The 22,538-nt window shown below is 25.2% G+C and carries 28 protein-coding genes and 1 pseudogene; 4 read left to right on the forward strand and 25 right to left on the reverse strand.

Going from position 1 to position 22,538, the window contains the following annotated elements:
• Positions 1-11: 11 nt before the first annotated feature.
• The 10 genes from BGI42_RS15370 to BGI42_RS15420 form a co-directional block, all read right to left on the reverse strand.
• Positions 12-323, reverse strand: a complete 312-nt coding sequence (locus tag BGI42_RS15370; RefSeq protein WP_069681212.1) for a hypothetical protein — start codon at positions 321-323, stop codon at positions 12-14.
• A gap of 122 nt (positions 324-445) precedes the next feature.
• Positions 446-973, reverse strand: coding sequence for a hypothetical protein (locus tag BGI42_RS15375; protein ID WP_069681213.1), 528 nt, complete (start codon positions 971-973; stop codon positions 446-448).
• Positions 970-2,094, reverse strand: a complete 1,125-nt coding sequence (locus tag BGI42_RS16465; RefSeq protein WP_242984785.1) for a hypothetical protein — start codon at positions 2,092-2,094, stop codon at positions 970-972. Before BGI42_RS16465 ends, BGI42_RS15375 begins: the two co-directional genes overlap by 4 nt.
• Before the next feature lie 2 nt (positions 2,095-2,096).
• The gene (locus BGI42_RS15390; RefSeq protein ID WP_069681214.1) at positions 2,097-3,611 is read right to left on the reverse strand and encodes a late control protein D; all 1,515 of its coding nucleotides are present in this window, start codon (positions 3,609-3,611) and stop codon (positions 2,097-2,099) included.
• A 32-nt stretch (positions 3,612-3,643) separates the two neighbouring features.
• Positions 3,644-4,021 (reverse strand): DUF4280 domain-containing protein, encoded by a 378-nt coding sequence (locus tag BGI42_RS15395; protein ID WP_069681215.1) that lies wholly within the window; start codon positions 4,019-4,021, stop codon positions 3,644-3,646.
• Positions 4,022-4,109: 88 nt separating this feature from the next.
• Positions 4,110-4,637 (reverse strand): imm11 family protein, encoded by a 528-nt coding sequence (locus BGI42_RS15400; protein ID WP_069681216.1) that lies wholly within the window; start codon positions 4,635-4,637, stop codon positions 4,110-4,112.
• Between the two features lie 130 nt (positions 4,638-4,767).
• Positions 4,768-5,370, reverse strand: a complete 603-nt coding sequence (locus BGI42_RS15405) for a hypothetical protein (RefSeq protein WP_069681217.1) — start codon at positions 5,368-5,370, stop codon at positions 4,768-4,770.
• Positions 5,371-5,510: 140 nt separating this feature from the next.
• The gene (locus BGI42_RS15410; protein ID WP_069681218.1) at positions 5,511-6,935 is read right to left on the reverse strand and encodes a phage baseplate assembly protein V; all 1,425 of its coding nucleotides are present in this window, start codon (positions 6,933-6,935) and stop codon (positions 5,511-5,513) included.
• A complete protein-coding gene (locus tag BGI42_RS15415) occupies positions 6,935-7,528 on the reverse strand; it encodes a hypothetical protein (RefSeq protein WP_069681219.1) in 594 nt (197 codons plus the stop codon). Before BGI42_RS15415 ends, BGI42_RS15410 begins: the two co-directional genes overlap by 1 nt.
• Positions 7,529-8,108: 580 nt before the next feature.
• Positions 8,109-9,575, reverse strand: coding sequence for a hypothetical protein (locus tag BGI42_RS15420; protein ID WP_069681220.1), 1,467 nt, complete (start codon positions 9,573-9,575; stop codon positions 8,109-8,111).
• 255 nt (positions 9,576-9,830) lie between these two features.
• Between BGI42_RS15420 and BGI42_RS15425 the strand changes: the two genes are divergently transcribed.
• The gene (locus BGI42_RS15425; protein WP_069681221.1) at positions 9,831-10,109 is read left to right on the forward strand and encodes a TIGR04104 family putative zinc finger protein; all 279 of its coding nucleotides are present in this window, start codon (positions 9,831-9,833) and stop codon (positions 10,107-10,109) included.
• 284 nt (positions 10,110-10,393) lie between these two features.
• Here the strand turns inward: BGI42_RS15425 and BGI42_RS15430 are convergent, their stop codons facing one another.
• Positions 10,394-11,050, reverse strand: coding sequence for a VanZ family protein (locus BGI42_RS15430; RefSeq protein WP_069681222.1), 657 nt, complete (start codon positions 11,048-11,050; stop codon positions 10,394-10,396).
• 680 nt (positions 11,051-11,730) lie between these two features.
• Here BGI42_RS15430 and BGI42_RS15435 point away from each other — a divergent pair.
• Positions 11,731-12,699, forward strand: a complete 969-nt coding sequence (locus BGI42_RS15435; RefSeq protein ID WP_069681223.1) for a patatin-like phospholipase family protein — start codon at positions 11,731-11,733, stop codon at positions 12,697-12,699.
• Positions 12,700-13,099: 400 nt separating this feature from the next.
• Here the strand turns inward: BGI42_RS15435 and BGI42_RS15440 are convergent, their stop codons facing one another.
• The gene (locus BGI42_RS15440) at positions 13,100-13,363 is read right to left on the reverse strand and encodes a DUF3795 domain-containing protein (RefSeq protein WP_069681224.1); all 264 of its coding nucleotides are present in this window, start codon (positions 13,361-13,363) and stop codon (positions 13,100-13,102) included.
• A 380-nt stretch (positions 13,364-13,743) separates the two neighbouring features.
• On the opposite strand from BGI42_RS15440, the gene BGI42_RS15445 reads away from it, so the two are divergent.
• Both BGI42_RS15445 and BGI42_RS15450 read left to right on the forward strand, forming a co-directional pair.
• Positions 13,744-14,409, forward strand: coding sequence for a hypothetical protein (locus BGI42_RS15445; protein WP_069681225.1), 666 nt, complete (start codon positions 13,744-13,746; stop codon positions 14,407-14,409).
• A 477-nt stretch (positions 14,410-14,886) separates the two neighbouring features.
• Positions 14,887-15,126, forward strand: a complete 240-nt coding sequence (locus tag BGI42_RS15450) for a hypothetical protein (protein ID WP_069681226.1) — start codon at positions 14,887-14,889, stop codon at positions 15,124-15,126.
• A gap of 12 nt (positions 15,127-15,138) precedes the next feature.
• Here BGI42_RS15450 and BGI42_RS15455 read toward each other — a convergent pair whose 3' ends face one another.
• From BGI42_RS15455 to BGI42_RS15515, 13 genes and pseudogenes are all read right to left on the reverse strand, one after another.
• Positions 15,139-15,618 (reverse strand): hypothetical protein, encoded by a 480-nt coding sequence (locus tag BGI42_RS15455; protein ID WP_069681227.1) that lies wholly within the window; start codon positions 15,616-15,618, stop codon positions 15,139-15,141.
• Positions 15,619-15,727: 109 nt separating this feature from the next.
• The gene (locus BGI42_RS15460; protein ID WP_069681228.1) at positions 15,728-16,174 is read right to left on the reverse strand and encodes a GNAT family N-acetyltransferase; all 447 of its coding nucleotides are present in this window, start codon (positions 16,172-16,174) and stop codon (positions 15,728-15,730) included.
• 60 nt (positions 16,175-16,234) lie between these two features.
• Positions 16,235-16,708 (reverse strand): hypothetical protein, encoded by a 474-nt coding sequence (locus tag BGI42_RS15465; RefSeq protein WP_069681229.1) that lies wholly within the window; start codon positions 16,706-16,708, stop codon positions 16,235-16,237.
• Positions 16,709-16,758: 50 nt separating this feature from the next.
• A complete protein-coding gene (locus BGI42_RS15470) occupies positions 16,759-17,385 on the reverse strand; it encodes a hypothetical protein (protein ID WP_069681230.1) in 627 nt (208 codons plus the stop codon).
• A 475-nt stretch (positions 17,386-17,860) separates the two neighbouring features.
• Entirely contained in the window at positions 17,861-18,043 is a 183-nt protein-coding gene (locus tag BGI42_RS15475) for a hypothetical protein (RefSeq protein WP_069681231.1), read from the reverse strand.
• A gap of 47 nt (positions 18,044-18,090) precedes the next feature.
• Positions 18,091-18,255, reverse strand: a pseudogene (locus tag BGI42_RS15480) (DNA gyrase inhibitor); the annotation flags it as partial.
• Positions 18,256-18,303: 48 nt separating this feature from the next.
• Positions 18,304-18,795, reverse strand: coding sequence for an NUDIX hydrolase (locus BGI42_RS15485; RefSeq protein ID WP_069681232.1), 492 nt, complete (start codon positions 18,793-18,795; stop codon positions 18,304-18,306).
• Positions 18,796-18,962: 167 nt separating this feature from the next.
• On the reverse strand, positions 18,963-19,274 hold the full coding sequence (locus BGI42_RS15490; RefSeq protein ID WP_125461027.1) for a hypothetical protein: 312 nt from the start codon (positions 19,272-19,274) through the stop codon (positions 18,963-18,965).
• A gap of 40 nt (positions 19,275-19,314) precedes the next feature.
• Positions 19,315-19,536: a hypothetical protein gene (locus BGI42_RS15495; protein WP_069681234.1), complete on the reverse strand. Its 222-nt coding sequence runs from the start codon at positions 19,534-19,536 to the stop codon at positions 19,315-19,317.
• 4 nt (positions 19,537-19,540) lie between these two features.
• On the reverse strand, positions 19,541-19,915 hold the full coding sequence (locus BGI42_RS15500) for a hypothetical protein (protein ID WP_069681235.1): 375 nt from the start codon (positions 19,913-19,915) through the stop codon (positions 19,541-19,543).
• A 63-nt stretch (positions 19,916-19,978) separates the two neighbouring features.
• Entirely contained in the window at positions 19,979-20,635 is a 657-nt protein-coding gene (locus tag BGI42_RS15505; RefSeq protein ID WP_069681236.1) for a radical SAM protein, read from the reverse strand.
• Between the two features lie 534 nt (positions 20,636-21,169).
• Positions 21,170-21,511, reverse strand: a complete 342-nt coding sequence (locus tag BGI42_RS15510) for a hypothetical protein (protein ID WP_069681237.1) — start codon at positions 21,509-21,511, stop codon at positions 21,170-21,172.
• An 82-nt stretch (positions 21,512-21,593) separates the two neighbouring features.
• Positions 21,594-22,454: a metallophosphoesterase gene (locus BGI42_RS15515; RefSeq protein WP_069681238.1), complete on the reverse strand. Its 861-nt coding sequence runs from the start codon at positions 22,452-22,454 to the stop codon at positions 21,594-21,596.
• Between the last annotated feature and the right edge of the window lie 84 nt (positions 22,455-22,538).

Consider the following 22,538-nt stretch of genomic DNA (forward strand, 5'->3'; position numbering starts at 1 on the left):
AAAGTCCATACTTATTCATCTCCTTCTTCAAAAGGAGCATAAGTTTCTATACAGCTTCCATTTTTTATTACGTTATTACCTTTTATATGGAATTCGTCTTCTATTGAGACTCCATTTTCTGTATTTCTTTTGGTCATTAATATTTGGCTTTGGGCACTTATATTTATGTTGTTTTTTGTTCTTATTATTATTTCTCCACCTGCATTTAGGTTTAATCCAGTTGGACTTGTAAGAGTTACCCCTATTTCATCTTCAAAATTTATACTTAATGGGTCTTTACTTCCACCTTTTATATTTAAAGCTCCTGTAGACTTCTTCTTCATTTTAATTTTAAAAATATATTCCTTAGAATTTAATTTTAAAGTAAATTTTAACTGACCACAAAATTGTAGTCAGTTAAAATAATAAATAGTGTATGCTTTTTTAGAAAAATTCTAAATTTAACTTAATTCTCATCTTCTACTATTTCACGAACAGGCATTACTTCTTCACCAAGTATATCTAATAAACTTAATCCATCTTTAGGATAATATTTTTCTGCTGGAATTCTTTTTATTGGATAGTTTATAAACCAATTTTCAGCTTTAAATGTTTTAAAATCATAATTACATCCTTTTACCTTTTTTACACCTAAATATTTTCCTTCAAATATAAATATATTACGCAATATATAATGATTTATTTCTTTAGGTACATTCCCTATAACAATTATTTCCTCCAGTTTCTTATTATCATGGTGAAATAAAACCCCATCTTGGCCTATTACTACCCAATCTCCAAGCTCACCACCAGGAATATATTCACAGTATATCTCACTAGTGTTAATATCTAAAGGCTCTTTAGTTCCTTCAATTATTTTTATATCTTTTGTAACTTTTTTAACTGTCGCTGTCATAGCAAAAGTTCCTATTAATATTAAAAATATAATTATAGATAATAAAGTTAAAATTATTATTTTTATTATTTCTTTCATTCTACTACTTCCCCTTTTATTTGTGATTCATCTATGTTTTTTGGCTCTTCACCTGCTTTGTATATTTTCCATTGAGAATGTTCACTTCCATATGCAGAACTTTTAATAGGATAATTTTCACATCCATTCATAGTAAATTCTTCATTTTTTAATCTTCTTCGAAATCTATCTTCCATTAACCATATATAATTATCTAACCAATTATCACGTTTATTAATATCTTGATAGTCAGTCCGTCCATCTGCAAGTGCTATAGTTTTTGAACCTGTTTCATCAGCCCATTCTTGTGCAAAACTTTTATTATCCTTTGATTTTTCTGTAATTGTACCTGTATTACATGACTCAAACCACGTCTGTGAATCTGATGAAAACGCGTGATTATCTATATTCATATTTTCTAAATCATCACTATTAATATTCAAATTGGGTTTTTCTTCATCTTTATATCCTAATGCTAATTTAAACTCGTTACCATATGCTAAATAAGAACCGTGAGCAAAAACAGTAACTGTTGATATTTTATTTTCCTTTCTATCTTCAATAATTTCTCCATTGGGATTTTCACCGTTGTTTATATAATCTGCCAATTGTTTTTTATCACTTATAAACATTACTTTAACGCCATTTTCTAATGCAAAGTTTTGTATTTTTATTTTGTCTTTTTCATTATATCCTGAATCTGCAATTATCCATGTTATATCATCTTTCTCTTGATTCTTTAAATCCTTAATTCTTTTTATTGCAGTTTCTATGAAACTTCTCTTAACATATTTTCCACCTTCAGATACATAATTTCCTGAAATCACTATATTGTCACCATTACTATCACAATCATTCTCTGATGAACCTAAACCAAATGTTACTATAGAAGCCCCAACAATTAATTTAAATACATTTTCAAACAGTTCATCATCATAAATGTCAAGTTCTCCATCTTCGTCAACATCTACAACTCCAAGTGCAGCCATAGCTCCAGAAAGAGCCGATCCAGCAGCTCCAGCAAGGCCTCCAAGAATTCCACCACTTTGAGCTACCGGTGATAATGCGTTAACTCCTGCAGTTGCTACTTTTGCTATTCCCCCTACAGCACCACTTACTAAATTTCCAATATTAAAATTCATACTTATTCATCTCCTTCCGGAAAAGGAGCATAAGTTTCTCTACAGCTTCCATTTTTTATTACGTTATTACCTTTTATATGGAATTCGCCTTCTATTGAGACTCCATTTTCTGTATTTCCTTTGGTCATTAATATTTGGCTTTGGGCACTTATATTTATGTTGTTTTTTGTTCTTATTATTATTTCTCCACCTGCATTTAGGTTTAATCCAGTTGGACTTGTAAGAGTTACCCCTGTTTCATCTTCAAAATTTATACTTAATGGCTCTTTACTTCCACCTTTTATATTTAAAGCTCCTGGAAGCATTGCTATTTCACTTCCATGATCTGAAGCAAAGTATCTATTTGTTGTATCTGATGTACCTTCACAAGTATCTCCATTTTTTCTTATGCAACCTGTAACAATTGGTTCTCCACCATCTTGGTTTGGAAAATAAAGCCTTGCCCGTTCTCCAATGATTGGCATTGAATACATTATGTTTACTGATGGTGGTGCATATCTAAACCAAAAAGCTTCTTCTTCACTTTGATTTTCGTCTATATTTAAATGAAGCTTTATTAACTCTTCTTTTACTGCAAGAACTTTTCCTTCAAGAGTAGCTCCATTTAAAAGATTATTGTAAATTATACTTTGCCATACCCCATTTTTTCTACATAACCTATACTTATAGAATATTTCTTCTTTATCTTTATAAGCTTCATATTCTCTAATATATAACTTTTTTTGCTTATAATAAATTTCTGAGCCAATGTGAAATATGTATCTTCTTTTTATTTCATAATAGAAATAATCAGTATCATCATATCCTGCATTATATCCACCTGCTTCATGAAATTTTTTAATATCTTTAAAAGCTTCATAGTCCATATTATCATTTAATTCATAGCTATGTTCATGGAGTATTCCAAAATAAAACATATTATTCAAATTTATTATATCACAGTATAATTCTGATTTTAACTCACTTGCTATCCTCTTTAAAAAGTTCCAATCTGTTTCCTTATATTGAAATAATGGCTTATCTATTTTTTGTCCTTTCCCTATATTTTGAGTAAAAGTATACCCTGAATAATCTTTTAATATTTCATTTATAAGAGCATCATAAGTCATATCAACATTTTGAAAAGATCTGCTTTTTTCCTTTATATCTAATTTAAAACTTGAAGTTAAAGCTTGAATTTCTAAATAATATATTCCATTTACATTGGTTGTCCTAATATTTTGCACTATTCCATTAAATAATCTTATACTATTTCTTTCATTAACTTCATTTATGTTTATTGTATTTTCATCACTGCTTGTACTTTTGTTCTCATTATCTATATCTACTAGTTCTTCATAAATACATATTTCATCTTCTGTGGAAGCTTTTATAGCAGAATTAAAATTTATACTGTCATCTATTAAACATTTTAAATATAAATATCCATGTTCATTAGGTTTATTTTCAATTTTTATATCTGCTATTTTCATTAACTCATATGGTGATTTCACCCTTAATCTATTAATTTCTCCCATATATTTTTCCCCTTAAGTTTTATAATTTTTTACTATTGTCCATCTGTAACAAACTTTATTATTCCTCCATATGCACATATCAAAGTTGAATCTGTAGTTAATGCTGGTTCTCCATCAACTAAAGTATCCTCTTTAGTATTCATCCACTCTTTTAATATCTTTACCTTGCATTTTTTTCCCGTTACTGTACCACCTCTTTCTTTTGTTAAAGTAACATTTTCACTTGAAGGACAGCTCCCTTTACATACTCCGAAACAACTTATATTTTTACCTACCACATTGTCACTTTCATTCATCATTGGATTTCCATTTGAATATGTTCCATGACTTACGGGAAGATTTATTCTTTTTTTATGGCTTCCTTTATTACATTTCATTTTAGCTCCTCTAACTACATATGCCTGTGCCACATTTATCATCTCCTATTTTTTAATTAAGACTATATTTTACTTAAATGTTGATATTCTAGAATATTAACAATGTTTTAAAAGATAGATTTTAATCATCAATTTCTAATCTTTCTAAACACATTCCTTTAAATTCCCTTCTAAGCAAACTTTCAGCAACGTCTAGTCTTATTACTACTAAGGTTTTTGAGCTTTCTTTTATCTTAAAAATTTTCTTATTTCTAATTTTTTCTTTATCTAATATAATTTTTTTTACTACAGTTTTATTTAAATTTAATTCAGATTTTTCACTTAAACATTCTATTTCTTCAAATATTGGCATATAATAATTTTCTTGTCTTTCATGTGGTAAATCTATTAAAGGAATGGTTTTAAATAAAATTTCTGAATCATACTTTTCAATTATTTTTTTCATTTCTTTTGAAATAAGAAATAGATTTCTATCTAGGATATCTAAAAACTCTGTTTCATCAGTGCATTTAACATTAAAAATAACAATATCTTCAATTTTATGGGCATTTAATAAGTTGATATTTCTAACATCAATATTTTTGAATACGTCCATCAACATTGGCGCATTTGTATACTCTTCATCCTGTTTTAATAAAAAATAATCCATCCTTTTCCTTTCCATGCTTATATGCAATTAACAAATTTTAATAATTAGCTATGTTTTAAAATAGTGTTGATATTTTAGTATAAAGCTTATGGACAGAGAAATTCATTTAAAACATATGGTGATATTTTTATTAACGCACATTTTCAGAATATATTGTAATTGCAGCATCCATGTATTCTCCTCCCATAATAACTATGTCTTCTGTCTTTTTCATTTTCTTATATGCTGTACATTCTAAAAAACTTTTTAACATATCCCTAATTATATATAAAGCAAAACAATGATAAGTATTTGCTTCTCTTAGCTTTATAATTTCTATATCTTTTTCTTTAATAGTTCTTCCATATTCTTTTTTCTTATCTGAAAGTTCTTTCATATGATTAAATAAAGATTCATAAATAAAATCTAAATCTATATTTATTGAACATTCTTCTTTATCTAAAAACCAATTTTTATCATATAAGTCAATTCTCCATTGCCCTTTATTTTCAAGAATCTTTGTTCTAAGCATTGAAAAATAGATAGAGCTTATTTCTCCTTTTAGCTCTTTTTCCTGAAGTAAAATAGCTTCTGTACATATAGAATTAAATTTTGAAGTTAATCTCTCTTTAATACTTTCTTTGTTAGTTTTATATCTTTCTATTATTTTTTCAAATTCAGTAATATATCTATTGTGCACATACTTTTCTTCAAATTCTTTTAATACCTTTTCTTTATCAGCTCGTATTATCATTTCTTTAACACCTATAAATTTCCCTAAGGCACATGAGATAAAATAACAAGTTGAAAATAAATTAGTATATTCACTTGTTATTTTTTCGCTATGTTTTAAGTGAATACTGTTTTAAAACATAGCCATTTTTAAAAATGTGCCTAACTTTGGATATTTACTTTTCCTCCACTCATTATTACATCATCTTGTATTATTATATTTGCTCCTGATTGAGTTAAATTAATTCCAGCATCACCTTGTATTGTTACCTTTCCACCTCCACTTATTGATACATCTTCTCCGGCATTCATTACTATACTTTTATCACTATTTACTTCTATTCCTCCATCATCTGTTAATCTCATAAGCAAATTCCCATTTCCTATTATCTCAACAGCACCAGGGCTCATTACTATTTCTTTTCCATATTTAGTTCCAATACTCTTTCGTGAAGGATCACTACGCTTAGATGAATTACTTGATTGTAAATTAACTGAACTTATAGCATAGGCATTGCTTTCAACGTTATCTGGAAAATATAATCTTATTGCATCTCCAACTTCAGGCATACAATACCATCCAGTACCATCTGGTGATGAAAATACAGTAGCATACTCAAACCATTTTGCATCTTCACTTTCTGTCGAACTTTCATCAATCTCTAAAGAAACTTTTACCCTATCTTTTTCAGTAGCTAACACTCTTCCTTCAAGGGAAACACCAACTATATTATTGTTATAAATTTTTCTTACTTTCATTCCATTTTCATCTCTTAAGATATATTTATTTGAAAGTATTCCATCTACCATTTCAATTTCACATTTATATACTAAAAGTTTTCTTCCTTTGAAATTCACTTCATTATATAAGCCAAGTATTTTATTAGTTATTACTTCATAACTTATTAGGTTAACATCATTTAGCTCATAATCTTCATTAGAAGATTTTATGTTATATTCTTGTAATCCCTTTTCTATTGAATAATTAAATTCATCAATATCATAAACTACGGCTTCACCAGCTCCCCCTATGGAATACTTTATTCCTGATAATCGGCATTCAGGTACTAATGCTACATTAAAATATGAAGCTAATCTTTTTAAAAATTCCCAATCCGTTTCTTTATATTGAACTATAAACCCATCTATTTTAGTTTCATTGGTAACATTATCTACAATTGTAATATCACTATATCCACTATTTTTTTGATTAAAAATATCACCATAAGTAAGATTTGAATTTTGGAATGAACCATTGTTTTTTCTTATATCCATTAAAAATGTTTTACTTAAAGCTTCTATTTCTAAAGTTCTTACATGATTTTTTGCTTTAATGCAAACTTTAGTTACAAGTCCTTCAAATAAAGTTATGGTGTTTTCTTTATCATCTTTTACTAACACCTTAATAGTTTCATCTGCACCAGCTTCCTCAACGTACTTATCTACATTCTCATCGCTTATGATTCCACTAATATAAAGTTTTCCATGTTCATTTAATTCTCTAATGATCTTAAGCTTTGATATTTTCTGAAACTTATAAGGTTCTACTAAAATGTCTCCTGCAGTATGCATATATTCTTCAATCATTAATTTTCATCCCCTTGCTTTATTATTCTTATAGTTTTAATAACTTGAAAAGCAATATCTCTCCATTCTTCACATTCCTTATATAAGCAGCTAAAGGTTCCCATTAAAGTCTTTTCTTTAAATTCAAGGAAAAACATTAAATTATATAAAGAATCATCTATGGCATAACTTTTGAAATCAAAAAAGCCTATGTTTTTAGAATGAACTTTTAATACTCCATCTTCATAAAATACATTGGCTGGATTTGTTTTTTTAATAATCATTTTCATTCCATTTTTTAATTCTTCAACATGCTCTTCATCTAAAGGACTATCAATGATATTTAATGTTATACATATGTTTCCTTTTTCATTACATTTAATTATTTCCGGTCTGTTTTCTGATGGATATTTAAGCTTCCTTGCTGCTAGTGACATATCATCAAAATCTTTTGGTATATATATCTTTAACTTTTCATCAAAGAATTCACTTTCACCAAATTCATAATATCTCTCTCCGATTTTTACTGGCCCACTGCAAATATCTTTTTTTGCCTCTCTCTTTTCTGCTTCATTTATAAAATCTAATATCTTTTCATCTACTCTTTGATCCATGGTACCCTCTCTTTCTTTAATTTCTGTTAACTATGCTTTAAGATATAACTTAATTTAAATGAAAATTCTCACACTTTACTTGATTTATTAACACTTAAATTTATTACCAATAAGTATATAAAAATCACTTTATATTTTACTTTTTTATTAAATATGAATTTTATTTTACATAAAAACTATTATTTTAATATTTTTACAACTATAATCATTATTATCGTATATTTAATGGTTATCTTTACTTAATTTATATTTAAGGGAATAAAATGGTTAAGAATACATTTTGATTAACAATGAACAGTTAAAAAGAATAATTAAAAAATGCTAAGTACTTGTTTTTAGTACTTAGCATTTAAATTATTAGCTATGTTTTAAATAAATATTGATATTAGGTATATGAAATTAAATAAACTAGCATACTGATTAGTTATTTATCTTAATATGTTTTATAGTATAAACAAAATTATTAGCCAACTGGGGATTAGAAATTGTTATACACACAAGAAGTACTACATCCAGGAGTATGTATCTGTTATGAAATTACAGATGCTAGCTATTGGATAAAGCTCATGGATAGAGGAATTTATTCAATAAAATTTGTATTTGATTGTTCAATAACGTTGTTGTTACTTGGATCAATATGAAGTCTTAGTAGTTCTTTAGAAGATAACGGAATGTACTTTATTTCAAAAGAAACATTCTTTTTATCATATAAAGAAGCTGAAACAACTATATTACTATTTTCTAATTCATTAAGTGCAGTTATAATCCTATTTCTTTTTCTATCTATACGTTTTGTATTCCAGTAGATTGCTGTAGAAAACTTAGAAAGACTTATGGTTTCATTATAATCAGCATTTGTTATTGCACACTTATATCTTCTTTTTTGAAGCCAAATTGCAAGTTGCTGTGCATCTGCCCCTAATGAATTAAATATATCACCATCATATTCTAGAGTACTTTTCTTTAATATAAGCTCTTTTAAAATACTTCCAAGGTAAACTTTAGCCATACGTACTCCATTACTTTCATATATAGAACTTTCTAGAAAGATTCCATTTATAGAGTTTCCTTCTATTTTATATGATAGGTTTATACTACCTAACTTTGCAATAGAGCTTTCAATTGCATCATAATTTTTAATTGTATTTGCAAGACCTAAATCTAAAGTTATTTGATATATACTCTTTATAATAGGTTCACCAAGAACTATTTTATGAAAATGAGTGTAATAATAACTGATAATATTAACATCTAATCTATTTAAGTACTTTACAGACTTAATCAAAGCAATTTGAGTTAATAAGTCTAATACCTTTTCTGAATTACCATCATGTTTGATTTGAAGATATGTTTTTTGTTCTAGTTGTAGTAATAATTCGTTTTGTTCATCTTCTCCAATCATTATATATCTATCAATAGTTGAAAACTCATCTATATCTGTACATGTATCTAAATCTTTTTTTTGCTTATCAGTTAAGAAATATGTGCGTGAAGTTGTGTCTATAGGTATTTGTGATAAAATACTAGGAATTTTAGTAGTATTGCTTAAAGCAGCTTCCTGATTTTCACAAAACTTAGAAAATTCAATAAGAATATCATTTTTAAATGCACTTGTAATAGCAAGTTTATTTAAATCATCTATATATATAAATTCAGTAAGTAATGAATTAGTATCTTTTTTCCATGTATCTAATTTATGTAAGGATTTTTCTTTATATATATCTACATTTTCACAGTCAAAATAACTTTTAAATTTTTTAAGTGAAATTTCTTTATTTAAAACTTTTTTATATTGAATCTCAGCAAATTCAATACTTTTTGAGAATTCACTATCTTTAGTATTAAGTATTTTCTTTATCCATCTAGCCTTAGTTCTTTTAACATTTGAACATATATTTTTTACTATTAATTCTCTTTTTTCAATATCTTTAATGTTCTCTAATTCAGAGATTAAGCTTTTAAAGAAATGATCAAAGTTTTTTTTAGTTAGCTTTTTAAATTTTATATTAAACTTTTTTTCTATATTACTCTTAAATAATTCAATCATGATATGCACCTACTTTTAAGCACATAAGGCATATTGATGTGCTTTATATTTGTATTTAATTATATATGTTTATGGTATATATATTCAACTATTTATCTACCACTTTGTTATTTATTTAAATATAATGTTATAATATTTTCTGGGAAATATTTACTAATTGTGATGAAAATAAAATATAATACTTTAACTGGTTAGTAATTACAATTAGAAGACATGAATATTATTAAGTTATAAATATAGGAGGATAAAAAGTATATGAAACATGTATGTCCTAATTGCAATAATAAATTTAGTTATAAACAGGTATTAAAGTCTGTTTGGAATTGGAAGATTAAATGTGAAAAATGCTCAATTGAATATAAAGTGATATGGTATTCAAGATTAATAATATGTGCAATATTGTATATGCCAATACTTATGCAATCTAAATTAATACCTTTAATTGGTTGTGGAATAATATTATTCTATATTGGTTGGATAATTTTTATGACTCCTATAGTTTCTATATTTTGCAAATATGAAGAAATAAAGTGACTATTGATTAAGTTTTTTATCATGGTATACACTTAATAAACTGAAAGAAGTAATAGAATGGGAATGCAGTGAGATTTGTGTAAAAAAGATTAAGATTTTATTAAAAGAACTAGAAAAAAATATAAAAGTATTTTTTTCTAGTTCTTTTTAGTTATAATACTGATCTTTAGCAGTATTTATATAGTTTTTATATGTTTTATAAAAACTATATAAATACTACTATTGCAATGGTTGATGGATTAATAGAAAAAATAAATTTAGATCAATCATGTATATGCATTAAATTACATCATTATAGCGTCTTTATTATGATTGGATATAAAATGATAAATTCCATATCCTATTAGAGCACCAATTATATTGCTAAGTAACATATCTAAACTTATTATAACTAAAAAATAAATACCAATATAATGTAATGTTATTTGTAGTAGATATATTGCTATAGAAAAAATTAGACTAATAATAGCACAATTAGATATATTTTTCATTTTACTTATAATAATAGGTGTTAAAAATCCTAGGGGCATAAATAATATTAAGTTTCTTGTAAAGATTATCATTACAGATTTTAATGAGAATAGGGTGCTAAATGAAAGAATATTTGTAGCTAATAACTCTTGTACACAATCCTTATCTAATGGGAAAAATTTTACTGATATAATAGTTAAAAAATAAATGAATAATAATAATTTAACTATTTCCTCAAATTTGTTTGTTTTTATGTTTTTATGTATTTCTATTTTTAGAAATACAAGTCTAACAATTAAATATATAGGTAGTAATAAGTATGGTACAGGTCGCTTTAAGTCTGAAATATCTGAAGAATTAGCAAATAGTATCAATATCATTGCAATCAATACACTAAATGAAATAATAAATAGGGAGATTAAAAATATAATATTATATCGCTCTTTTATTGATAAATTACAACTAGTCATAAATGTACCTCCATAGAATATATTTGATTTTAATACAATTATATACTATATTGGATTAAATTTAAATTACTTTTCAAAAGATATGCTTAGGGAAAGTGTTGTAATATAGATGAAAAATATAAGGATTAAGGAAAGCAGGAACTAATAAACTTAATCACAAAACCTAATAACCATATTGAAAATATAGAAGTTAAAAAAACACATATAATCTTTTTTAATTTCCTAAGTCTTGTTGTGTCATACCTTGTTCTTTTCTTAATTCACAAATAAACTTACCAAACTTCTCTTTATCCATATACATCCCTCCATATAGAATATGTTTCAAATATATGGAATTTTATAGATAAAATCAATCTACTAACAGTAGATTTTATAAGTAGTCCTTATTTATATCTGTATTTTAAATTAATATTTATATATTGGTTAATTATAACATATTTTATAGTAGGTATTTATATAATACCTTTAGCATTTCAAGAATTATCATATTACTATTAGGGGGTTATAGAGTTTTTAACAAAGAATATTTATTTAATTTCTTTTTTATTTTCATATCTAGGATAAGAAATTAACTTTTTAAAATTAAGTTTACATTTTGCAATAAAAAACCCTTTAAGTATATAGAAGATTACACAATGAATTAATCTTCAAAAATAAACTTATAAAAAGGGATGATAAATATGAACAATAACAAAAAATTTGATGCAGTATTTGAAGGGGGAGGAGTTAAAGGAATAGCTTTTGTAGGAGCTATAGCTAAACTTGAAGAAAAAGGATATTCAATAGAAAGATGTGCTGGAACATCAGCAGGATCTATAATATCAGCACTTTTAGCAGTAGGATATACAGCAGCAGAAGTAAAAGAGATTATGCTTAATACAGATTATAATAATTTCTTAGATAAGAATATATCTATACTTAGCTCAGGAAATATATTAGAAAAGGCATCTCATATGTATAATTTATTTACAGATAAAGGTTTTTATAGTGGAGATTATTTTGAAATATGGATAGACAAGCTTCTTAAAGCAAAATCAAAAACAAAGTTTAAAGATGTATCTGTAAATGGAAAGTCAAAACTTAAAATAATTGCTGCTGATATAACTAATAGTACTATGATAATTTTGCCTGATGATCTTAAAAAGTATGGAATAGATCCTATGGAATTTGAAATATCAAAAGCAGTGAGAATGAGTATGAGTATTCCATTTTTCTTTAAACCAGTAGAATTAAAATATGGTAAAGAAACAAGCTTTATTGTAGATGGTGGAATTTTATCTAATTATCCTATATGGATATTTGATACAGAAGGCAAACCAGATCACCCAACTTTTGGCTTTAACCTTAATGAAAATGAATTAAGCTATACGGCACAAGACAAAAATAATTTCTTATATTACGCATATGATGTAATAAGCACTTGCATATTTAGTCATAATAGTGAAGATAATTATATTAGAGATAAGGATTTAGTTAGAACAATAAGCATCCCAACACTAGGAGTAGGTGCAACTGAATTTGATATATCAAAGGAAAAAAGCTTAGAATTATATCAATCTGGATATGACAGTACAGAAAAATTTTTAAAAGAATGGGATTTTGCCCAATATGTAAATGATTACAGAGAGGATAATGAAGCTATCTCTTAGTATTACATCTATATCATTATTCCTACACTACCTTAACTTTCAACTAAAAAGCGTGACGTAACCACTTTGTTCTATAATAATTTTATAGTAATTAGTTAGATTAGGAAATAATTTAAGTAAAAATTTATTTAATGTAACAAAAAATATAACAAAAACTGTTCTATTTTTTGTTACATATTTTATTACTTAAAAATACTTTGTTCTTATGCTTCAAGCCAAACTAACTAAGCTTTCTGTATAATTAGCACTTACATCAGAATTTTTAATGTTTTTGTTTAAAATGTCCAATAATAAATCATAGAATTTATCACTTTCAGTATATTGTGGATAATGTGCTGAATTTTCAAACCAAATAAACTTTTTATATGGAGCCTGCAGAATTTTTTAATAACTTTCTTTTTCATTTATTTTCTTTCATCCATTTTTTGCAATTTGCTATCTTTGGAGCTGGATCAAATCCTTCTTTAACGCCCATGGTTGAAAGCATTTCGCAAGGAAAATCTATACACTCTCCACAGTGATTAAGGATTTTATTTTCACAGCATGATTTAACTTTGCATTCTCCACCCCAAAATGGCTTAACCATATTAATACATCCATTGCAATGTACCTGTTCTTTTCTTTTACAGCTATTACATAGAACTCCACATCTTGATTCAAACATTTTAATACCTCCACTTTTACTAATTTTATAAATTCTATTTATCATTAATACAATCTAAAGAATTAAATATAATATCAACAACCAACACTAGTTCCAGCAACAATAAGCAGTAATATACTAATAATATCCATTTTATTTACAATTAAATGAACTATATAAAAAATTTTCCTGATATATATTGTAAATAATTATAACACATTTAATTTTTGTAGTATATGTATTTTAATTCAAGTAAAATTCTAAAACAGTAGAAGAGATAATATGGCTATTTGGTATTTGTAAATATTTTAAATTTTTTACAGAAAAAATACAAACAAAGTAGATAATTCTATTATAATAATATTATAATTGCTAATTTTTAAATCAAAGGAGTTTGAATTATGAAGAAAAATTTAATTTTAATATTATGTTTAAGTTTAATTTTCATTTTAGTTGGTTGTAATAGTAATAAAAAAGACAATAAACCTGTACAAGATACTAATGAAAATCAAACTTTAGAAGATGATTCAAAAGATATTAATGATGAAGTACAAGCTACTAATAAACAAAATAGTATTAATGAAAAAAAAGAGACCGGTTCAAATAATACAAAATCTATAAAATCCACTAAAATAAATCCAAATAAACAAGTAGTAAAAAATAAAGATAATGTCTCTAAAAAAATAACCAAAGTAAATAGTAAAGTTAAATTATATGAAGGTACTTATTTTGATGATAGATGTTTCGGAGATAATATCTTAAAAAATTATTCTGAAGTTGTAATTTCTAATGTAACTAATACTTCTTTTGATTTTACTGTTTATGAAGTAAATGTGTTGAGTTCTGGAAAAGAAAATAGAAAGGTTATTTTCCTTACAAATACAGCTTATTTTATAGGAGATGGAACAAAAGCTACTTTTTATGGAAATGATTATACCCTTAACTTTACATTTCCCAATAATCATGATGCCTATCCTGTTATAACAGACATGGAGATCTCAGGATTCAAGCCATTAGAAGGTAAGACGTATGTTAATAATGGAATACCAGGACATGAATTCGGATAAAATAAGTGTTTGGTTATATTTATTTTATAAAAATCATATATTATTTGAGTTTTTTGGATTTATTATATAATCATTAATTATTTATGTATATTTAATTTAATACTGCACATAATAATTAATGAAAGAGGTGATTCTCATGGGCAATGATTTTAACAATAATATTTGGGGATTACTCCGAAAATAATTTTAAAATCCCCATAGGTACACTAGTCTTTCTAAGTGAAGCTAGGGTTTAATTTTTATTAAGCCCTGGCTTTGTTTTATTATCAATGAATTTTTCTTCTTTCCCATTTGTTAAACCATAATACTTTAATAACATATATTAATATAAATGTAATGAGTATTCATTTATTCATTTCTGTCTTATATAAACTTTAAAAAAATTATTACAATCATTAATAGTATTATTATTTCGAAACTTTGCAAGGTATGATAATATGAAATAAAGTACTGTTTCAACTAAGAAAGGAGTATATTATGAAATCAGTAGGCATAGTTCTTTTTATTATATTTTTATTATTATATGAAAAAGTATTGAGACCTATAATTTGTAAAAAAAAGATATATGAACATATAAATAATTTAAGTGGACAAGTAGACAATATAGAAAAACTAACTGCAAGAGACGAAATTTATAATGTTTATTATACTGTAAATGGACAAGCAAACCACTCAATTGTGAAATTTAATCTTTTTTACAAAACTAAATGGAAATAGTTTCATTTTTATTTACTTGTTTATATAATCAGATGCTTTTTTATGTTCAGATGGATTAATATGTTTTGAGTTATAGATTTCTATCACTTTTTCAATACCATTAGTAGTCATATGTGGGATATGTTTTTCAATATAACTCCAATTTCCTGTTTTCTTCATGGTTTCTATAGCTTCTGCATCTGTTTCATTGTTTGAAGAATCAGCTTTAATTTCCATGCCTTTTTGGATTTTATCCATAGTTTCTTCATTTGATTCATTTTCATTAAAATAAATTTTATCATTAGTAATAGTTTCTGATTTTGTATCTTCTTCTGTAGGAATAGTAGCAGCCTTATTGTTATTAGTAGCTTCTGACTTTTTTTCTTCTACTACAGGAATAGTAGTAGCCTTAGTATTTGTTTTTATTTTTTCTACTGCTACAAAAACAACAGAAGTTCCTATTACACCAATGATTAAGCCTGTAACTATACTTTTAATATCAAATTTTTTCATAGTTTTCTCCTCTTTATTTTGTAATAATTCATTGCATTAAATGGTACATTTAATCAAAAGTAAATTTTTGAATATGATAATATTTATAGACAACTCTACAAATTGGAATTTAGCTTTGACTTTTTTTCATCTCTATTTCTGATATACTTTCAGATAAAATATTAATATTACCTGTTTTTTTAAACCCATATTTTGAATATAGTTTGTATGCCCTTTTATTATTATTCAATATCCATAATATAGGTTCATTTTTACATTTACTAATTGCAAATAATAATAATTTAGTTCCATATCCATTACCTTGTTCATTTGGCAATACATATAGATTTTCAATAACATTATCATGTACTGAAACAATTCCAACGGGATAATTTTCTATTAATATATACATAATTTTTCCAAGTTTAATTTCATTACGTATGTACATAATCTGATTTTCAGTATTATGTTTTTCAATAAAATCTTTACTACAAAAATCTATATGTGAATCTTTCCATGATATTGAGTGAATTTTTGCTGCTTCTTGAATATTTTTCTCTGATACCGTTATTATCATTGTCAATTCCTTTCAAAATATCTAATAGTTAAATTCTAAATTAACTAACTCATAATAATGCTATTTACTAATATTTACCTGAATAGAAATGTATAAATAACAATGTGCTTTTCCATCTTTCGTATATTCACTAGGAACAGTGCTCTCATAATCTTCGTTAAAGGCTCTCTTTATATTTCCTAATTTTTGCTCACTCCATACTTTTTCCCATGCTTTTCTTGCACATATACCTATTTCTCCGTTTTCATCTTTTTCAACATATTTTTTATATAAGCCTGTACTTACTGCTGCTTCCATTTTTTCAAAAAAGTCTGATGTTACAGCCATTATGGTAAGGTCATAATCTTGACTTTCATCACTAGAATAGTTACTATATTTTGAAACTGGCGAAATGCCTTGTTGAAATATATTCTCACTATCAAAAAGAAGGGGCAGTTTTCCACTTGTAATATCTCTCCAGATTTCACTAATCATTTTTGTTCCTTCTTCAGAATTATTTGTTCTTATTGTTACTTCTTTCAATTTATAAGCCATAGTTTTACTCCTTTTGTATATAAATAATTCTAGAAATAAAATTGAATTTATTATTTAATATAAATTTCTTCAGTTAGATTATTGTTTCTTAATAAAGCACATTTACCATTTAATGTACTTTGATTTCTAATACTTAAAATAACCACTTCATACTCAAAATCTATCCCACCATAAGCAATAAACATCTGTTGATTATGAATTGTGCCAATTCCATGCAATTTAACTTCATTATTTATAGCCCAATTAAGTTCATATAAATTATTACTTTGTTCCTTTTTTATAATCTTTAAATCATAAACAGGAGATTCATATCCTTTTATAAAGTATCTAACGTTATAATTGCCTTCAAAATTTTCACTTGTATCTTTTCTCAATGCAATTCCTGAACCTAATGTAGCAAAATTCTGTGTAGATGCCCAAAGTGCTGAATTTGATCTTAAATCTCCTATTGGCTTATACATACCAATTCCAGCTGCAGGAACTTGATTTAGATACCTTGATACAAATAGCTTACCATCAATAAACATTCCAATTCCTAAATACTCATAGTGAGTGTTTTCTCTATCTATTTTCCAAATACACTTATATGTTTCTCCTATTTTTTCAATACTAAGAGTACCTTTTTTATCATTAAAATTCCAATTACCTAAAAAATATGTATCGTCATAACAATTCATTATTTTACTCTCCATCTAACTAAATTTTTAATACTATTTAAAATAACATCTGATAATTTACTATCATGAATCAATTATAGCATATATTGTAAATACTACATTGGTGAATTTTCAAAAAATACTTTTTATTTACTTCATTAAATCTATATTTTGAATAATAAAAAAGACTTAAAATTGCGTAGAAAAAGCACCTAAGATAGCTAAATCTTAAGTGTTTCTATAAAATACTAATGATTTTCGTTTCAATATTAACATTTTTATTTTTACTATAATATTAATATAGGATAAAACCCAAACTAGGAGATTTTCATAAAACAATTACAGCATATATTGTAAATATAGAATTGCTTAATTTTAAAAGAATTTCCTTTGTTCTTATGATTAAAACTGAACTAGCTAAATTTTTAGATATAATAATACTTATAGAAGACTATACAAATTGGAATTTGTTTAATTTTCAATTACATAAAGAATTCTACTTATCAAATTTTCTTACACTTTTAATTTCCTCAATTAACATTGGCAAAAACATAATAAATGAACCAATCATTAATATAGCTGAAAACATATCGCTAAAATTTACTATTTTATTGAAAATACATGTAACAATAAAAATTATTAAACCTAAATATCCTATTACTTGTAATCTTTTTTTCATATTATTTCATCTCCCATTGATATCTAGTTCTTTAAATTGGAATTTTGTTATAATATTGGTACACAAGTTTCAAAATAATGCTTATTTATCATCTGTATTGCATAGCGTTCAAGAATAGGCTTTCTATCATCAAATTCATAATTTCTTTTTGATAACTCTGAAAATATTTCCATCCATGCTTTTTGAATAGCATCTGCTGTATGACTTATTTTTTAAAATTACCAAATTACTATTTATAAAGATAATCTAATCATTACAATTTATAATTGGCTACTTATAAAATGAATCATTTCATTTTTATCTTCCAAGATATATGAAATTAATTCTTGTGGGTATACTTTTATTTCTTTTAATTTTTCTAATGGAATCCAACAAAAATCTATATCTATTCTTTCGTTTCCTATTTCATCATATCCTCTGAAGTTTCCATCAGCCGGTATAGAATTTAATTCACTTAACTGAATTTTATAGTATAAACTAATTTGATGACATGGCTTTTTATTCCATGGGAAAAATATTTCTCCTATTGCAAATAGACTAACAATACTTATTTCTGCATGTATTTCTTCTTTGAATTCTCTTATTAAAGTTTGTTCTGTTGTCTCTTTTATTGTTACATGACCTCCAATCAATGAATAGCCATCATCATTCACTGGTTTTTGCAATAATATTTTATTGTCATGTATTAAAACTCCCGCTACACGGTATGAAAATATAAAATCATCTGTTTTAAATAAAATATCTTTTTTCATAACTGCTCCTGTTTAAAGTACTATTTATTTCTTTAGTTAATTATATCATATTTTGTAAATATAATACTATTAGATTTCAATGAACATAATTTTGATATTAGCTCATGAAAAAAGAGAATTCATTAATTTGAATTCTCTTTTTTACGTATAATAATAATGCATAGCATTCATTTTATTCTAATATATTTTTTTGCTTTTTTAGAGAAAATAATAGTTGGAAAGATATTTAATGATACAAGCCCCAAATTCTCCTTGCTTTTACTAATAAAATATAAAACTCCTATTAATAAAATCCATATAAATTGAATTATACTTTGATTTACCATAATATTATTAAATCTATCCTTATTTATAACTTCATATTGTTCTTTTCGTAATCCAAGCACATTATGAGCCATATAATTTTTATTATTTAAGGTAAAAATTATTCCCCCAATTCCTACAATAACTAAAATTATTCCTACTATATTAAAAAACATAAATTTGTGCCTCACTATATTCTTCATAATAATAAGACTATTATGAATTTCTTCTATTTCTATTTTCATCAAAATTATTTTTTAATTCTTTCTCAATCAGAAAAATAGATACAATTAAAGCAATAGTTTGTACAAGAATTATTATTAAATTAATAATAATTCTCTGAATTGTATCATCATATATAAAAGTAATTAAACTAAGAATTATAGATATAATTGAATTATAATTTACAAGTTTAAAACTGTAAACTAATTTTAGCATAATATTAAATTATCTTAATAAAGTATTGTTTAGATGGAAATGTAACTATAAGTGCTAATAATGATCCTATAAAGTAATTACCTAATTGATTGTTTTTTGTTAATAACCCAATTATAGATATTACTAGAAAAAATAAATTGTACCCAATCATTAACCAATAGCCCCACTTCTTAAGTTTAAAAAATCCATAAGATATTATTAATAGACTTATTATCATCAATATTCTAATTATAAAATCTTTTAAATCACATATTGGAATAACAGTTATATATTGTTCAAGAAATTTTGGCGTTGGGAAAAGTGATATTATCAGTAAAAATGCATTAAATAAATTCAAATCTCCAATGAATGTTACCAATAAAGGTCTTTTTGTTATCATGTATATTCACCTTCTAATGTTACCTATTTTTCCTTGTACACAATATAAGACAAGGTTTTTATTTTATTTAATTTGCTTTAGTTTATCTTTAACTAATTCTTTATGATAAAAATAATTGATATATTTTATGCCATTTTCATTGCAATAATTTTCTATTTCTACAGATAAATCTATCCAATATTTTTTTTCACCTTTAAGATATATTTTTTCATATTCATTGTATAAGTTTGGATAGTTCCATTTAATATAGTCTAATATTTTTGACTTGTATTCCCCTCTTAAATTTAAATCTTCATCCAATGTATTTATAGATATAGATACTTTTAAATCCTTACATTTTTTTAATAAATCAAGATCTCTTAGAATAAGTTTAGATTTTGTAGAAATTCCAATGGAGCACTCTATATCTACTAATTGTTTTAATACTTTTCTTGTAACCTTATATTTTTCTTCAAAAGGATTATAACAATCTGTTACAGAAGAAAGAAAAACAGATTTATTTTGCAACCTTTTCAAACTTATAGGCTTATCACACTCTTTGATATCAACAAATGTTCCCCATTTTTCTTTATGTCCTGTAAATCGCTTCATGAAACAAGCATAGCAGTATTTACAAGCATGGGGACAACCAATATAAGGATTTATGACATAATCACTTGCAGGTAAATTAGATTTCGTTAAATAATCTTTAACTTGTATTACTTGTTCTTTTATCTCCATTTTTACTCCTATCTATTTTATAAAAATTTTGTACATGGAATATAAATAATCTGTACTTCCTTTTTATTTGTCATTATGAATAAATTATAGCATATTTTGTAAATAATAAATTATGTAATTTTTAAAAAATAATCATATGCCCTACCAGTATTCCTGTACTATGTTTGGAAAGGATGCATAGCTAAAAAAAATCCACGCTCCAAAGTCTCTTAACGATTTTTTTATTTACTTCATTAAATCTACATTTTTTATAATAATTTATATAACAAAAAAGATACTTATATTTTTAAAAGTATCTTCAATATAAACATTAATTTTTTATAAATATATATTTTATAAATGCTAGTAAATACAATGATTACAGTATTGGTTAATGTAACAAATATTGTAATAGTATTAATAACAATATTAGTAACTTATTTTGTGATAAAATATGTTACATATACTGTTTGTTTTATTACTTAATGCTTTTAATAATATATATGTTTTAATTTTAAATATTTAATAAAATCATATACGTTGTAACATATTTATTTAAAATTTTTCTTTATTTGATTTTAGTAAATTATTGTATAAAAACATCATAGTAATAATAAAACTTGCTATTACAATGGCTATAAACAAAATATTATTATATATTAATTTTTCTATAATGGGGATTACTAAGAGAAAGTAAACTGCAATTAGTGGATATAATAATTTCTTGAATTCTTGTGTTTTTACAGCTTCCAATGTGGCAATAGTAAATAACAATAGGGTAGATATCATTACTGCTATAGATGGAACATTAATATTTACTAACAACATGAAAAATTCAATTATAGAAATAACAAATAAAATCATTGTCAAAGACCTTGTAAATGCCTTTTGTTTCATAACATCATCTCCTAATCATAAGTTATTATTATGTATATGATAGGATATAAAGGTTATATGATTAATGTTAATTTCATTTTGTTTATTGTACTTTTAATGTTACTTGAACAATTTCTGGTCTATTAAAAATTCTTATGGGAAAAATACTATTACCTAGTCCTCTGCTTACAAACATTGTAGATATCCCTTTATTGTAGCTTCCACTTGTATACTTAGGAAATATTCCTTGATCAGGAGCAATTACTCCCCCTATGCCAGGAATTCTAAATTGTCCTCCATGTGCATGTCCTGTAAAAATTAAGTCTATATTGTTTTGAAAATATAAATCAAAGAGTTCAGGCCTATGAGAAAGTAAGATTTTAAAACTTTTATCAGTTGACCATTTGGTTAATTGTTCCCCCATTTTACTGGTATCTGTACCATCCATATAGTTAGATGTAAGAAAATCTGGATCAGATAAACCCAAGAGATGTATTGAACCGCTACCCTTTGACAGTTTAAATGCTTTATCATCAAGAATATAAACACCCATATCCATTAATTTTTCTTTTATTAAAGGAAATTTTCCAGACCAAGCCTCATGATTACCTGAAACATAATATACAGGAGCTATTTTTACGGCACCTGAAACAAACTTTATAGCAGTATCTAAATCATATTTACGTCTATCTATTAAATCACCTGTAATAACAATTATATCTGGAGAAATGCTTTTAACTTTATTTAATAGCTTAACTTGATTTTTTCCAAACATTTTATTATGCAAATCAGAAATATGAGCTATGGTAAAATTATTAAAATCATGTGGTATCTTAGAATTTACATAATCATATTTTGAAATAGTGATGCTATTATTTTGCCAAATACAAAAAAATATAAAGCTAATAAGAAACATTGTAGTAGATAATAAAACAATTATTTTTCCTGACGTTTTTTTTATCATATTAACCTCACAAAACATCCGTGTCAGCTTTTAGTTGTTATTTATTTTCATATGCCTTATTAAAATTATGCTATATTTTATAAA

Origin of the sequence: Clostridium taeniosporum (genome assembly GCF_001735765.2) — a bacterium.
Lineage (GTDB): Bacteria > Bacillota > Clostridia > Clostridiales > Clostridiaceae > Clostridium > Clostridium taeniosporum.